This is a genomic window from Paraburkholderia sp. MM5496-R1 (assembly GCF_050436205.1).
Taxonomy (GTDB): Bacteria; Pseudomonadota; Gammaproteobacteria; order Burkholderiales; family Burkholderiaceae; genus Paraburkholderia; species Paraburkholderia tuberum.
In genome coordinates this window covers 2,696,890-2,711,613 of record NZ_JBNDLT010000002.1, presented here as the reverse complement: position 1 = coordinate 2,711,613, position 14,724 = coordinate 2,696,890, and the positions used below count along the sequence as shown (strand labels likewise).

The following is a 14,724-nucleotide window of genomic DNA, read 5'->3' as shown; positions in this document are numbered from 1 at the left end:
CCAAGGGACGCACGAGGAATAAGCAATGGGCCACGAAGAGTTCATGTCCCAGGAGGAGGTCGATGCCCTTCTGAAGGGCGTCACCGGCGAATCCGACACGGAATCCGAGCAAACCGACCGCACGGGCGTGCGGCCGTACAACATCGCCACGCAGGAACGTATCGTCCGTGGCCGGATGCCGGGCCTCGAAATCATCAACGACCGCTTCGCGCGCCTGTTGCGCGTCGGCATTTTCAACTTCATGCGGCGCTCGGCGGAAATTTCCGTCGGCCCGGTGAAGGTGCAGAAGTACAGCGAGTTCACGCGCAACCTGCCGATCCCGACCAACCTGAACCTGGTCCACGTGAAGCCGCTGCGCGGCACGTCGCTGTTCGTGTTCGATCCGAACCTCGTGTTCTTCGTGGTCGACAACCTGTTCGGCGGCGACGGCCGTTTCCATACGCGCGTCGAAGGACGCGATTTCACGCAGACCGAGCAGCGCATCATCACGAAGCTGCTCAATCTGACGTTCGAGCACTACGCGGCGTCGTGGAAGAGCGTGCGTCCGCTGCAGTTCGAATACGTGCGCTCGGAAATGCACACGCAGTTCGCCAACGTCGCGACGCCGAACGAAATCGTCATCGTCACGCAGTTCTCGATCGAGTTCGGCTCGACGGGCGGCACGCTGCACATCTGCATGCCCTACTCGATGATCGAGCCGATCCGCGACATTCTCTCGTCGCCGATCCAGGGCGAGGCGATGGACGTCGACCGACGCTGGGTGCGCGTGCTGTCGCAGCAGGTGCAGGCCGCCGAAGTGCAGCTGAGCGCCGATCTCGCGCAGGTGCCGGTCACGTTCGAACAGATCCTGAACATGCGCAAAGGCGATGTTCTGCCGATCAACATCCCCGAGCACATCACCGCGAAAGTGGACGGTGTGCCGGTGATGGAGTGCGGCTACGGAATTTTCAATGGTCAGTACGCGTTGCGGGTCCAGAAGATGATCAGCGCAGCCGACACGATGAAGGAAGGTGGATATGAGTGACCTGAACGCAAAGCCCGAAACCGATCTCGCGGCAGCCGAGCAACTCGCCGCCGGCGAGCTGTCCGCCGTGGAAGACGACGCGGCGATGGCCGACTGGGCAAGCGCACTCGCCGAGCAGAACGGCAACGACGAAATCAACCCGGCCGCGGGCGCCGTGTTCCAGCCGCTGTCGAAGGCCGCGCCGACCTCGACGCACAACGACATCGACATGATCCTGGACATTCCCGTCCAGATGACGGTCGAACTCGGCCGCACCAAGATCGCGATCCGTAATCTGCTGCAGCTCGCGCAGGGCTCGGTCGTCGAACTCGACGGCATGGCCGGCGAGCCGATGGACGTGCTCGTCAACGGCTGCCTGATCGCGCAGGGCGAGGTGGTGGTCGTCAACGACAAGTTCGGTATCCGGCTGACCGACATCATCACGCCGTCCGAACGCATCCGGAAACTCAATCGATGAAACGTTTGGCAGGTCGCGGCGTGCTGCTCGCGTCGCTTTTCGCGTCCACCGTCGCGTCCACCGTCGCGCACGCCGCCGACATGAACGCGGTCAACAACGCCGCGAAGATCGCCTCCGGTGTCGGCGCGGGTAGCGCGGTGCCGGCGCTCGGCGTCGGCGCGGTCCTGCAAACCTTCGTCGGGCTCGCGGTCGTGATCGGCCTCGTGTTCGGCTGCGCGTGGCTCGCGCGACGCTTCGGCCTGCAACCGGGCCAGCGCGGCGCTCTTGTGAAGACGGTCGGCGGCGCTTCGCTCGGTGGCAAGGAACGCGTCGCGGTCGTCGAGATCGGCGATACGTGGCTCGTGCTCGGCGCCGCGCCCGGCAACGTGCGGCTGCTGCATACGATGCCGGCGGGTTCCGTCGCGGCCGATACGGTTGCCGCTTCGCCAACACCGCTTTCCGGCACTTTTGGTCAACGCTTTCGCGACGCCCTGAAGGGCGAAGTGGGCAAACGTTTCAACGCGCACGGCGGCGGGGATCGGTAATGCAGGTCAGTTTCAGGCAGTCAGCTTGGTTCTTCGCGCTTACGCGCCGTGCGGGGCGGGCGCTCCCCGCAGCGCTTCAACTCGCGCTGCCGGCACTGCTGTTCGCGCTACCGACGCTGTCTTTCGCGCAAACTGCCGGCCTGCCGGCGTTCACGACGAGCCCCGGCCCCAACGGCGGCACGACCTACTCGCTGAGCGTGCAGACGATGCTGCTGCTCACGATGCTGTCGTTCCTGCCCGCGATGGTGCTGATGATGACGAGCTTCACGCGCATCGTGATCGTGTTGTCGCTGCTGCGCCAGGCGCTCGGCACGACCACGACGCCGCCGAACCAGGTGGTCGTCGGTCTCGCGCTGTTTCTGACGCTGTTCGTGATGTCGCCGGTGCTCGATAAAGCCTATAACGAAGGTTACAAGCCGTTCTCCGAAGGCACGATGTCGATGGATCAGGCGATGGCGCGCGGCGTCGCGCCGTTCAAGACCTTCATGCTGCGTCAGACCCGCGAAAGCGACCTTGCGCTGTTCGCGCGCATCTCGCACGCGGCGCCGATGCAGGGGCCCGAAGACGTGCCGCTGTCGCTGCTGGTGCCGTCGTTCGTGACGAGCGAGTTGAAGACCGGCTTCACGATCGGCTTCACGATCTTCATTCCGTTCCTGATCATCGACATGGTGGTCGCGAGCGTACTGATGTCGATGGGCATGATGATGGTGTCGCCGGCGACGATTTCGCTGCCGTTCAAACTGATGCTGTTCGTGCTCGTCGACGGCTGGCAGTTGCTGCTCGGCTCGCTCGCGCAGAGCTTCGTCTGATATTTTTTGACTCCTTGTTCCTCAGGCACTCACGATGACACCCGAAGCAGTCATGACGCTGGCCCACCAGGCCATGTACGTCGGCCTCGTGCTGGCCGCCCCGCTGCTGCTCGTCGCGCTCGTCGTCGGTCTGATCGTGAGCCTGTTCCAGGCGGCCACGCAGATCAACGAAAGCACGCTGTCGTTCATCCCGAAGCTGCTCGCGATCGCGCTCACGCTGGTGATCGCCGGACCATGGATGCTGACCACGATGCTCGATTATCTGCGCCACACGATCACCAGCATTCCGACGCTCGTCAACTGAGCGCCGCTGGCACGCCTGCCCTCCCCACTCCATGTTCACGGTCACCTACGCGCAACTGAACGTCTGGCTGACCGCGTTCCTGTGGCCGTTCGCGCGCATCGCCGCGCTGATCGCGACCGCGCCGGTGCTCGGCAACATGTCGCTGCCCTCGCGCGTGAAAATCGGTCTCGCCGCGTTTGCGACGATCATCGTCGCCCCGACGATCGGCGCGCTGCCGCAGGTCACCGTGTTTTCCGCGGCCGGCGTGTGGATTCTCGTCAACCAGTTCCTGATCGGCATCGCGCTCGGCGTGACGATGCAGGTCGTGTTCCAGGCGATCGACGCGACCGGCTACTTCATCGGCCTCGGCATGGGCCTTGGCTTCGCGACCTTCTTCGACCAGCAGGCGACCGGCTCGGGCGTCGTGATCTCACGCTACATGACGACGATCGCGACGCTGGTGTTTCTCGCCGTCGACGGTCATCTGCAGATGATCGCCGCGCTCGTGACGACGTTCCAGTCGGTGCCGGTGTCGGCGAACCTGCTCGCGCCGCACGGTTGGCAAACGCTCGCGAACTGGGGCGGCTCGATCTTCTCGGCGGGGCTGCTGCTCGCGTTGCCGGTCGTCGTTGCACTGCTGATCGCGAACCTCGCGCTCGGCATTCTCAATCGCGCGGCGCCGCAGATCGGCGTGTTCCAGATCGGCTTTCCGCTGACGATGCTGGTCGGCCTGCTGCTCGTGCAGCTGATGCTGCCGAACATGATCCCGTTCTTCGTGCGCTTGTTCGATAACGGCATCGATGAGATGGGACGGGTCGCGGCGGCGCTGAGATAACGCCGAAAATCGCGGACATAAAAAAACCGGCTCGCGCCGGTTTCTTTATTGCGCCGCCGGGAGCGGCATCAGCTGTTGATGTACTGGAACAGCGACATGTTCTGGATCTGCACGAACGCTTGCTGCGAAGCCTGCAAGGCCGCCTGCTCCATCGAGTACTTGCTGATCGTCGAGACCATGTCGGTCTGGGTCAGGTCCGCGAGATCGCTTTGCGTTTGCAGTGAGTTGGTCTCCGTAACCGTTTGCAGCGCCTTGACTTCCTGCTCGCGGCCGCCGACCGATGCCTGCACCGCGGTGACGTTGTTCAGCGTGTTGCCAAGCTGCGACAGGCCCGTATTCAACGCGTTCTGCAGGTTCGCCGAGGCCGCGGGGTTGCCGCTCACCGGCTGCTGGAGCGCGGCGATCATCGCGTTCAGGTTCGCGAACACGTTGGTGCCCGCCTGGTTGGCCGGCTGCACCGTGAATTTGTCGTTGGCCGCCGGCGTGCCTGTGATTTCGACGGTCTGGCCCGCGATCGTGATGTCCGAGCCCGCCGTGTACGGCTGCGCCGTGCCCGCGACGTTGGTCGTCGTGTCAGTGACCGTGTAGGTGAGCGAGCTGCCGCTGCCGCTGAACTGGATCTGGTACGAGTCCGCGTTCCCCGCGTTGGTCGGATCCTTGACCGACACCGCGCCGATCACGCCGCTGCCGGTATTGGCCGGGTCGCCCGAGGCGATCGGCTGCGCGTTGGTCGCGCCGACGCTCATGAACACCGACAGCCCATTGTCACCGGTCGAGACCGCGTTGCTGCCGGTGACCTGCACGGTGCGCGTGCCCGTGTCGCCCGTATAGTTGACGTTGCCGGCCGCATCGGTCGTGAAGGCCTGGGTCGAATTCTGGAAACCGGCGAACAGCGCATTGCCCGAGCTGTCGGTCGCATTCGCGGAGGTGACGAGCTGGTCGCGCAGGGCGATCAGCTGCGCGGCGATCGCCGTGCGGTCGGCGTCGTTCAAACTGCCGTCGCCGGCGCGCAGGCCTAACGTGTTCGCGCTTTGCAACGTCGTAATGACGTTGGAGAGCGTCGAGTCCTCGGCCTGCAACGACGTGAGCGCCGCGTTCTGGTTCGTCGCGTACTGCGACAGCGCGGACGCCGTCGAGCTGAGCTGCACGGCCTGCGCGGCGCCGAGCGGATTGTCGGCGGGCGTGGTCAGGCTCTGGCCGCTCGAGATTTCCTGATAGATCTGCGACAACTGAGCCTGCTGATTGCTCATGTTCGCGACGTTCATGCTGAAGTACTGCTGGGTCGAAATTCGCATGGTTCCGCCTTACGAGAAGATGCCAAGCAAAGTCTGGAACAGCGTCTGCGCCGTCTGGATGACCTTGCTGTTGGCCTGATAGAGCTGCTGGTACTGAAGCAGGTTGGCCGCTTCCTCATTGATATTGACGCCCGACACCGACTGCTGCGCCGACGTGATCTGCGCGACGAGCGTGCTTTGCGCGGTCGCCGAGGTCTGGATCTGCGTGGTCTGGTTGCCGATGTTGTTGACGTAGCTCGCGTACGCGCCCGTCAGCGTCGAGGTGCCGCCGTTGAGCGCCTGCGCCGAAGTCAGGTTCGACAGCAGTTGCGCGTTGCGGCCGTCGTTGGTCGCGCCGGTGTTCGGTCCGATCGTGAACGAGTCGCCGTTGGCGGGCGTGCCGCTGATCGTGACCGTCACGTTGTTCATCACGCCCGCGCCCGTCGAATTGGTCGGGTTGGTGATCGTCAGCGTCGCGCCCGAGCTCGGCGAGTATGGCACCGCGGTCGTCGCCGAGCTGATCGTGTACTGCGTGGACGGCGAGCCGGCGACTGTCACCACCGTGCCGACCGGGAAGCCGGTCAGGCCGGTGCCCGCGGTGTAAGTGATCGTCGAGGTGCTGGTCGGCGCGCTGTAGCCGGCAGATACCGTGCCTTGCGTGATCGTCCCGGTGCCGGTGTTCGACGTCGACGCCGACGCGAGCACCGGCGCCGCGGCCGCGATTGCCGACGCCGACGTGGTGGTCAGCGCGAAGCCGTCGAGCGCGCCGCGGGTCGGTTCGACCGAGAACGAGTCGCCGGCCTTCATCGTGCCGCTCGCGACCGAGAACTGCAGGCCGCCGATCGGGTTGGTCAGGTTCGCCGCCGAACCGACGATGCTGCCGGTCTGGTTGTCGGTCAGCGTGTAGGTGCTGCCGTCGTACGACAGCGTGTAGTCGCCCGTGGTCGGCTGGGTCGCGTCGGCGAACGAGACGCCGAGCGTAGCGTTGCCGGTGTTCTGCGAGTTCGCGTACACGGTCGGCGAGCCGACCGTGAACAGCGCGCCGCCCGCGGTGCCGTTCAGCGTCAGGCCGAGTTCGTTCTGCGCATTGACCTGCGCGGCGAAGCTGGTCGCGATCGCGCCGAGTTGCGCCTCGGCCGGATCGAGCGTTTGCGAGCGGAATTGCAGCAGTCCGCCCAGCGTGCCGCCGGACACGCTCGTGTCGGACAGCGTCTGCGGCGTCGGTGTCGGCTTTGCCCCGGCCTGGCCGAGATACTGGACCGACAGCTCGCTCGGATCACCCGACGAAGTCGCCGTGCCGAGATTGAAGCTGTTGCCGGCCAGCACGAGCGGCTGTCCGCTCGACATGAACAGGCTATAGCTGCCGTTGTCCTGCACGACCGACACGCCGATCAGCTGGGACAGGTTCGACACCGCCTGGTCGCGTGCGTCGAGCAGCTGGTTCGGCGGCTGGCCCTGGTTGCTCGCCTGCGTGATCTGCGTATTCAGCGACGCGATCTGCGCGGTGTAGGTGTTGATCTGCGCAACAGAGTTGCTCAGCTGCGTGTTGACGCTCGAGCGCAACTGGTCGTACTGCTGGCCCGCCGCGTTGATCTGGTTCGCGAGCGTCTGCGCGTCGCTGATCGCGGTCTGCCGCGCCGACACGCTCGACGCGTTGTTGGCGACGTTCTGCAGCCCCGTGAAGTAACCGCTGATCGCGCTCGCAATCCCGGCGGTCGGACTGCCGACGAGGTTGTTGAGCTGGGTGATCATCGTGTTGTACGCGGTGAGCGCGCTGCTCGACGACTGCGCGTTGTTCAGCTGGGTCGTCAGGTACTGGCTGTACGCGCGCGTCACGGTGTCGGTGGAGACGCCCATCGGCAGGTAGCCGGAGCCGGTATACGTGCCGCCCGTCTCCGAATACACCGGGGTTTCCATCGTATAGCCGGGTGTCGACGCGTTGCTGATGTTCTCACCGGTCGTCGTCAAACCCCATTGGGCCGCGTTGAGTCCGCTAAGGCCGATATTCAACAGATTGCTGGACATGCGTCATCCTGAAGAGCGGCATCGCAGACATGCCACCGCGTTAGTGGAACATCCTCTTTAACGGCCCGACCTGCGAAAAATTGAGGGCCATTCCACTTCGTTTGCGCTCGCCGCGATGTGCGCGACGTTGCCGCGCTGTTGCCTCCGACGCGAGTGCAACGTTTGCTTCGTCGGCCAAAACGTTCGCGCGGTGCCGGGCGTCGCGCGCACGGCACCGCGCGTTGGCTCGCCGCTCAGCGCGCCAGCGAGCGGCGCTTCATTTCGAGCTGCGTGATCAGCCGCTGCAGCGTGTTTTCCGCGCTGCCCGGCAGCGACAGGAAACGGAAGCCGAGCTGATAGCGCTGCGTGCCGTTCGGCAGCGCGAGCGAGCGATGCGACACGAGCTGCAGATCGAGCGACAGACGGCCGAGCGCGCCGAGCGTGAGCTCGCAGTCCATCAGGCGCGCGCCCATCGGCAGCGCGGCGACGCGCAGGTCGGTCGTGCGCATCCCGACGCCGCCGAGCGACAGGTCGTGCACCTCGAAGCGGAACGTGTCGCCCTCGGGCAGGCGGCCCGTACACATGAACGGGTCGAGAATCGGCGCGGCGACGCGGAAGTACTCGCGGCGCTGCACGTAGAACAGCACCTCGGGGAAGTCGGCCTCGAACGCCGGCATTCCCTCGAAGCGCGTCTCGCGTGGCGTCGGGGTCGTGAACTCGACGCGCACGCCGTCGGGCGACGCGTGGAACTGGCAGCGCGGCGCGTTGAGCAGCCCGTTGTTCTGATCGGCAAGCGCGCCCCAATCGAAGGTGAAGGTGCGCTCGCGCACGTCGACGTCGAGCAGGCGCGTGACGATCTGCCCGCCCGCATATTCGACGGTGAGGAAATCGCCGCGATTGACGATATTGCGCAGCTGCACGCCGATTTCCAGCGGATTGCGGCGGCCGAAATCGGAAGCGCTCTCGTTTTGCGGGACGTGCGGCTGACCGTTCGTGTCAGTCAGGCCGTTCGACTGGTTCATATCCATGGGCTTGCCGGTAAGCATGTTCTTGCGGGCACGTGCCAGGGCCTAGTCATGGACTCTGAGGGTCTTCATGCAAAGCCGCAACACACGCGTTCGACCGGACCTTACAGCGCTATTCCGGTATCGGGTCTAACTCGTTAGCGGCAGCATCGAGCCAAAATTTAGGGGCTCAATTTAAATATTCGCCGGAAAATTTCGCGCAAACGTTAAAAGCGTATCTGCCCTATTTTTCCGCGACCTTGCTCGCCCCGGACCCTGCGGAGCTTTTTACCGATGCCGGTTTTTCTGCTGCCTTTATCGCCGCTTTTACCGACATCTTTAAAACCGCTTTAATGCCCGTCGCGTGCGTTATTTTTAATCAGCTCATTTTCTGCATGATCGACAGCAGCTTTTTCGCGTAATGCGGATCGGTTGCATAACCGGCGCGCTGCATGCCGTTCGCAAAACCGTTCACGTCGCGCGACGAATTGATCACCTGCGCGTAACGCGGATTGCTCTTCAACATGCCCGCGTAATCGGCCATCGCTTCCTGGTATGAGTCGTACGCGCGGAATTTCTCGACCGTGCGCTGCGGCTTGCCGTTCACGTATTCGGTCGTGACCGTCGACACGGTCTTGCCGGTCCAGTCGTTGCCCGCCTTGATGCCGAACACGTTGTGGCTCGTCGAGCCATCGGCCTTCTTGATCTCGCTCTTGCCCCAGCCCGATTCGAGCGCGGCCTGACCGATGATGAAGCGCGCCGGAATGCCGGTCGCCGCACTCGCGGCCTGCGCCGGCGCGGCGAGCTTGTCGACGAAGGCGTCGACCTTCGACGAGCTGCCGTCGCCGCGCACCGGCGGCGTCAGCGCGCTATTGGCCGAGTAGGCGCGGCCGAGCCCGAGCTGACCGTTGGCCTGGGCGTTGCCGTAGGCACGCGCGAGCGCGTTGAGCGCCGCGCTCTGGCCTTCGTCGCCGCCGCTACCGCCGCCGAGCGCGTTGGCCATCCCGGCGAGACCACCCGCCGCGCCCGCGCCGCTCGCGCCACCTACCTGGATGCCCTGGTTGCGCATCAGCTGCTTGAGCATCGCGTCGGCGACGCCGATGCCCTTCTTCGACAGCTGCTGCGCCATCTGCTGATCCATCATCGACGTGAACGTCGCCGTGTCGTGCGAATCGAACGGACCGTCCTGCGGCGTTGCATCGCGCATGCTCTTCAACATCATCTGCGTGAACACGGCGTCGAACTGCTGCGCGGCCATCTTCATGCCGGCTTGCGGCGAGGCCTTCGCCTGCGCGCTGAGTGCGCCGAAGCCCTGCACGTCGAGCGCGAACCGGCTGGTCAGATCGTTGGCGGAGTTGACGCTATTGGTCGTATCGGAATTCATCTCGCGTACTCCTTAGATGATTTCAAGGTCGGCGCGCAATGCGCCGGCTGCTTTCATGGCCTGCAGGATCGACATCAGATCCGCGGGCGTCGCGCCGAGCGCGTTGAGCGCTTTCACCACTTCGGCGAGGTTCGCACCGGCGTTCACGAGTTTCAGCGAGCCGTTGTCCTGCTTCATCTGGATCTGCGACTGCTGCGCGACCACCGTGCGGCCGTTCGAGAACGCGCCCGGCTGGCTCACCACCGGCTGCGTATTGATCACGACCGACAGATTGCCGTGCGCGACCGCGCAGTTCTGCAGCGTGACCATCTGGTTCATCACGATCGAGCCGGTGCGGGCGTTCAGGATGACCTTCGCGGCGGCCTGCCCGGGCCGCACTTGGAGGTTCTGCAATTGCGCCATGAACGAGACCTGCTGCTGCGGATCGGCCGGCGCGCGCAGCTGGATCGTGCGGCCGTCGAGCGCGGTCGCGGTGCCGCTGCCGAACGCGTTGTCGATCGCCGCGACGACGCGCTGCGTGGTGTCGTAGTCCATGTCGTTCAGGTCGAGCTGCATGGTGCCCGCCTGCGACACCGCCGTCGGCACCGAGCGCTCGACGATCGCGCCGCTGGTGATGCGCCCCGCGGCGAGCTGGTTGACCTGCACCTTGCTGCCGTTCGCGCTCGCGCCCGCGCCGCCCACGGCGACGTTGCCCTGGCCGAGCGCATACACCTGGCCGTCGGCGCCCTTCAGCGGCGTGAGCAGCAGCGTGCCGCCGCGCAGGCTTTTCGCATTGCCGAGCGACGACACCGTGATGTCGATCGCTTCGCCCGGCCGCGCGAACGGCGGCAGCACCGCGGTCACCATCACCGCGGCGACGTTCTTCAACTGGATGTTCGACAGCGACGATTGCGAGTTGCTGGAGCCCGCCGCCTGGTTGTTGATCGAGATGCCGAGGTTCGCGAGCATGTTCGCGAGCGTCTGCGTCGTGAACGGTGTCTGCGTGGTCTGGTCGCCGGTGCCGTCGAGGCCGACCACGAGGCCGTAGCCGATCAGCGGGTTGTCGCGCACGCCCTGGATCTGCACGAGGTCCTTCAGGCGCTCCGCGTGCGCTGGCGTCGCGGCCGGCAGCGCCGCGCAGGCGAGCGCGACGAACATCAGTGCGCGGCCCGCGCGCGACAGCGTGTTGAAGACGGTACCCATGATCACCACGGCGCCACGTTGAGGAAGAACCGCTGCAGCCAGCCCATGGTCTCCGCTTCGTTGATGTAACCCTTCGCGGAGTATTCGATTTTCGCGTCGGCGACCTGGGTTGAGTACACGGCGTTCAGACTCGAAATCGTGTTGGGATTCACGACACCGGAAAAGCGCACGAATTCATTGCCCTGATTGATCAGCATCTGTTTCTCACCGCTCACGATCAGGTTGCCGTTCGCCTGCACGCCGGTCACGGTCACGGTGATCGTGCCGTTGAACGTATTCGACGCGTTCGCGCCGCCGGTGCCGGTAAAGCCGTTGGCGCCGGTCGCGTTCAGGTTGGTCTTGGCGAACAGGCCGCCGAGAAAGCCCGCGGTCGGCACGCTGAAGTTCGTGCTGCCGTCGCGGCTCGCATTCGCGCCCGAGTTCTTCGTTGCGTTGATGTTCTCGGCGATCACGATCGTGATGATGTCGCCTACGTTGCGTGGCCGCTGGTCTTCGAACAGCGGCCGACCCGCGAAGCCCGGGTTGTAGATCGAGCCCGGCGCCTGCGCCTGCGGCGGCATCGGCGGCACCGCGTTCATCGGCTGCTGGGTGATAGGTTCCCTCGGCAGTTGGGCGCAGCCGCCGAGCGCGGCGAGCAGCGCGAGCTGCACGAGCGCCTCGGCCGTGCGCGAATGAACCGGAGTGCGAGTGGAGTGCGACATCATCGTTTACCGCCTTAAATTTCCAGTCCTCAAACCTGCATCTGGCTCAAGGTCTGCAGCATCTGGTCGGAGGTCGTCACGGCCTTGCTGTTGATTTCGTACGCGCGCTGCGTCTGGATCATGTTCACCAGTTCCTGCACGACGTTCACGTTCGACGCTTCCACGTAACCCTGGTTGAGCGTGCCCGCGCCGTTCAGACCCGGCTGCGACACGTTCGGCGCACCCGACGACGCCGTCTCCGAAAACAGGTTCTCGCCCTTGGCGTCGAGGCCGGCCGGGTTGATGAAGGTCGCGAGCTGCATCGTGCCGAGCTGCTGCGTATTGCTCGAGTTGGCCACGGTGATCGACACCGCGCCGTCGCTGCCGATCGTCAGCGAGGTGGCATTGGTCGGGATCGTGATCGCCGGAATCACCTGGTAGCCGCTCGACGTGACGAGCTGACCCTGCGCGTTGGTCTGGAACGAGCCGTCGCGCGTGTAGGCGGTCGTGCCGTCGGGCATCTGCACCTGGAAGAAGCCCCCGCCGTTGATCGCGACGTCCTTCGAGTTGCCGGTCTGCTGCAGGTTGCCCTGCGTGTACAGACGCTCGGTCGCGACCTGTTGCACGCCGGTGCCGAGCTGGATGCCGGACGGCAGTTCGGTTTGCTGCGTCGAGTTCGCGCCCGGCTGGCGGATGGTCTGGTACAGCAGATCCTCGAACACCGCGCGCGAGCCCTTGAAGCCGTTGGTGCTGACGTTCGCGAGGTTGTTCGAGATCACGTCCATCTGCGCCTGTTGCGCATTCATGCCGGTGGCGGCGATATACAGTGAGCGGTTCACTTATGGTTCTCCAATGTCGGGCGGAGTTGGCGCTTTAGCGCTTGCTCCGGGCCCATGCAAAGCGGTCTCGGAGCGCGCCTCGTAGGGCGCCCCGTGGCAATCCGTTAGCTGAAGCTGAGCAGCTGGTTGGCGGACTGATCGTTCTTGTCGGCGTTTTCCAGCAACTGCGTCTGCATCTGGAACTGGCGCGCGTTGGTGATCATCGAGACCATCGCGCTGACCGGATTCACGTTGCTGCCTTCGAGCGACGCCGGCGCGAGCGTCACGGTCGGATCGGCGTCGGCGGGATTGCCGTCGGCGGTGCGAAACAGACCGTCATCGCCGCGCGTGAGCGACTGCGGATCGGGATTGACCAGCTTCAGCTGATCGACGGTGACCACAGCGGTGGGCGGATCGCCCGGCGTCAGCGCCGACACCGTGCCGTCCTTGCCGATCGTGATCTGCGCGCCCGGCGGCACCGATACCGGCCCGCCGTTGCCGAGCACGACCTGATTGGTCGCGTTCACGAGCTGGCCGTTTTCGTCGATGTGCAGATTGCCCGCGCGCGTGTAGGCCTCGTTGCCGTCGGCGGTCTGCACCGACAGCCAGCCCGGCCCCTGAATCGCGACGTCGAGCGGATTGCCCGTCTGCTGGATCGGCCCCGGCGTGTAGTCGGCGCCCGGTGTCGACGACAGCACGAAGGTGCGGGTCGTGTCGTCGTTGATCGCGCTGCCGTCGCCGAACGACATCGGCACGGCGCGGTAGGTTTCGAGCTGCGCGCGAAAGCCCGTGGTCGACGCGTTCGCGAGGTTGTTCGCGACGATCGCCTGCTGTTCGAGCGCCTGCGCGCTGCCCGACATCGCGGTGTAGATCAGCCGATCCATGAAGAGGTCCCGTTCGCTTACAGGTTGATCAGGGTCTGGTCGACGGCCTGCTGGGTCTTGATCGTCTGCGCGTTCGCCTGATAGTTGCGTTGCGCGGTGATCAGGTTGACCAGCTCGCTCGTCAGATCGACGTTCGAGTTCTCGACCGCGCCGCCTTGCAGCACGCCGTGATTGGTCGAGCCCGGCGTCGAGATCTGCGCGACGCCCGAGGCGGCCGTCTGGCCGTACTCGTTGTTGCCGAGGTCGACGAGGCCGTTCTGGTTCGAGAAGTTCGCGAGCACGATCTGGCCGAGCGCCGCGGTCTGCCCGTTCGAGTAGTTGCCCGTCAGCGTGCCGTCGGAGCCGACCGTGAAGCTCGTCAGCTGGCCCGCCGCGTAGCCGTCGGTCGACAGGCTGTTCACGCCGTCCTTGCCGCCGTACTGCGTGGTGCCGGCCATGTTCAGCGTGACGTTCTGCGGCGTGCCCGAACCGTCGGTGGTCGGGATCGACATCGTGAACGCGCCGAGCGTCGCGGTCGCGAGGCCGGTCGTCGCGTCGGTCGTGCTGACCAGCGTGCCCGATGAATTGAAGTTCGCCGTGCCGATCAGGGAAGCGGTGCCGGTCGACGGGCCCGCGTACACGTTCCACGTGCCCGAGCCCGTTTTCGCGAAGTACATATTGACGGTCTGCGAGCCGCCGAGCGTGTCGTAGACGGTCGTGCTCGTCGAGTAGTTGTAGGTCGACGAGCTGTTCTGGTTGAACGTGGTCGGGTTCTGCGTGATCGTGTAGCTGTCGTTGGCCACCGGCGCGCCGCTGAACATGATGCTCTCGCCGTTGCCGAGCGTGATCGCGGTGCCGGCCGTGTAGGGCTGCGACGCCGTGGTCGTGCCGAGCGTGTTGTCCGTGACCGTGTAGGTGGTCGGGCTCGTGAAGTTGATCGTGTACTGGTCGGTGTTGGTGCCCGCTGCCGCGTTGGTGATCGTCGCGCCGGTCGTGTTCAGCGTGCCGGCGTTGGTGCCGCCCGGCGTCGCGGTCGGCGCGCCGAGCATGATGTTGTCCTGCGCGTTCAGGTTCAGGCCCGCGGTGATCGAGGTGGTCGCCTGCGGCGCGATGTTCGCGGTTGGCACCTGCAGCGGCACGGTCTGCGCGGTGTTGACGATGCCCGAGCTATTGGCCGCGTAGCCCATCAGATCGAGGCCCTGCGCGTTCGTGATGAAGCCGTTCTTGTCGAGCTGAAACACGCCGTTGCGCGAATAGGTCAGCGTGCCGTTGTTCGACATCTGGAAGAAGCCGTTGCCGTTGATCGCGACGTTCAGCGCCTGGTTCGTCGTCGTGAGCGTGCCTTGCGAGAATTGCTGCTGCACTTCGGAGAGTTGCGTACCGATACCGATCTGCTGGCTCGTCGCGGTCGCGACCGAATTGGCGTACATGTCGGCGAATTCCGCGGTGCCGCTCTTGAAGCCGACGGTGTTGGCGTTGGCGATGTTGTTGCCGATCACGTCGAGATCGCTAGACGACGCCGACAGACCGCTCAAACCTGTTTGGTAACTCATGACGTACTCCGTATCTGTAAAGTCGTAACT

The 14,724-nt window shown here is 65.0% G+C and carries 15 protein-coding genes; 6 read left to right on the top strand and 9 right to left on the bottom strand.

Annotated elements, in window-relative coordinates; all coding sequences use genetic code 11:
* Positions 1-25 precede the first annotated feature (25 nt).
* From fliM to fliR, 6 genes are read left to right on the top strand one after another with little or no spacing between them, the layout of a single operon-like run.
* A complete protein-coding gene (fliM, locus tag OKW38_RS19440; protein WP_090802531.1) occupies positions 26-1,024 on the top strand; it encodes a flagellar motor switch protein FliM in 999 nt (332 codons plus the stop codon).
* Positions 1,017-1,481: a flagellar motor switch protein FliN gene (gene fliN / locus OKW38_RS19435; protein ID WP_090802529.1), complete on the top strand. Its 465-nt coding sequence runs from the start codon at positions 1,017-1,019 to the stop codon at positions 1,479-1,481. Before fliM ends, fliN begins: the two co-directional genes overlap by 8 nt.
* Complete coding sequence (gene fliO, locus OKW38_RS19430) at positions 1,478-2,005, top strand: flagellar biosynthetic protein FliO (protein ID WP_429362735.1); 528 nt, start codon at positions 1,478-1,480, stop codon at positions 2,003-2,005. The genes fliN and fliO overlap by 4 nt, the downstream gene beginning before the upstream one ends.
* Positions 2,005-2,814: a flagellar type III secretion system pore protein FliP gene (gene fliP / locus OKW38_RS19425; RefSeq protein ID WP_429362733.1), complete on the top strand. Its 810-nt coding sequence runs from the start codon at positions 2,005-2,007 to the stop codon at positions 2,812-2,814. Before fliO ends, fliP begins: the two co-directional genes overlap by 1 nt.
* Before the next feature lie 34 nt (positions 2,815-2,848).
* Positions 2,849-3,118: a flagellar biosynthesis protein FliQ gene (gene fliQ / locus OKW38_RS19420; RefSeq protein WP_429335459.1), complete on the top strand. Its 270-nt coding sequence runs from the start codon at positions 2,849-2,851 to the stop codon at positions 3,116-3,118.
* Positions 3,119-3,149: 31 nt separating this feature from the next.
* Positions 3,150-3,932, top strand: coding sequence for a flagellar biosynthetic protein FliR (fliR, locus tag OKW38_RS19415; protein ID WP_184051828.1), 783 nt, complete (start codon positions 3,150-3,152; stop codon positions 3,930-3,932).
* A 68-nt stretch (positions 3,933-4,000) separates the two neighbouring features.
* Here fliR and flgL read toward each other — a convergent pair whose 3' ends face one another.
* The 9 genes from flgL to OKW38_RS19370 form a co-directional block, all read right to left on the bottom strand.
* A complete protein-coding gene (flgL, locus tag OKW38_RS19410) occupies positions 4,001-5,227 on the bottom strand; it encodes a flagellar hook-associated protein FlgL (protein WP_429362731.1) in 1,227 nt (408 codons plus the stop codon).
* A 9-nt stretch (positions 5,228-5,236) separates the two neighbouring features.
* Positions 5,237-7,231, bottom strand: a complete 1,995-nt coding sequence (gene flgK, locus OKW38_RS19405; RefSeq protein ID WP_429362729.1) for a flagellar hook-associated protein FlgK — start codon at positions 7,229-7,231, stop codon at positions 5,237-5,239.
* Between the two features lie 233 nt (positions 7,232-7,464).
* Positions 7,465-8,238 carry a flagellar brake protein gene (locus tag OKW38_RS19400; RefSeq protein ID WP_176078843.1) on the bottom strand — a complete coding sequence of 258 codons (774 nt, stop codon included), beginning with the start codon at positions 8,236-8,238 and terminating at the stop codon, positions 7,465-7,467.
* Positions 8,239-8,593: 355 nt separating this feature from the next.
* Positions 8,594-9,598, bottom strand: a complete 1,005-nt coding sequence (gene flgJ, locus OKW38_RS19395) for a flagellar assembly peptidoglycan hydrolase FlgJ (RefSeq protein ID WP_429362727.1) — start codon at positions 9,596-9,598, stop codon at positions 8,594-8,596.
* A 12-nt stretch (positions 9,599-9,610) separates the two neighbouring features.
* Positions 9,611-10,780: a flagellar basal body P-ring protein FlgI gene (locus tag OKW38_RS19390; RefSeq protein WP_429347383.1), complete on the bottom strand. Its 1,170-nt coding sequence runs from the start codon at positions 10,778-10,780 to the stop codon at positions 9,611-9,613.
* Between the two features lie 2 nt (positions 10,781-10,782).
* Positions 10,783-11,481, bottom strand: coding sequence for a flagellar basal body L-ring protein FlgH (flgH, locus tag OKW38_RS19385; protein ID WP_090805528.1), 699 nt, complete (start codon positions 11,479-11,481; stop codon positions 10,783-10,785).
* Between the two features lie 29 nt (positions 11,482-11,510).
* Entirely contained in the window at positions 11,511-12,299 is a 789-nt protein-coding gene (flgG, locus tag OKW38_RS19380; protein WP_187612742.1) for a flagellar basal-body rod protein FlgG, read from the bottom strand.
* A 104-nt stretch (positions 12,300-12,403) separates the two neighbouring features.
* Positions 12,404-13,162, bottom strand: coding sequence for a flagellar basal-body rod protein FlgF (gene flgF / locus OKW38_RS19375; RefSeq protein WP_090802512.1), 759 nt, complete (start codon positions 13,160-13,162; stop codon positions 12,404-12,406).
* A 17-nt stretch (positions 13,163-13,179) separates the two neighbouring features.
* A complete protein-coding gene (locus OKW38_RS19370) occupies positions 13,180-14,694 on the bottom strand; it encodes a flagellar hook protein FlgE (protein WP_429362725.1) in 1,515 nt (504 codons plus the stop codon).
* Positions 14,695-14,724: the final 30 nt, after the last annotated feature.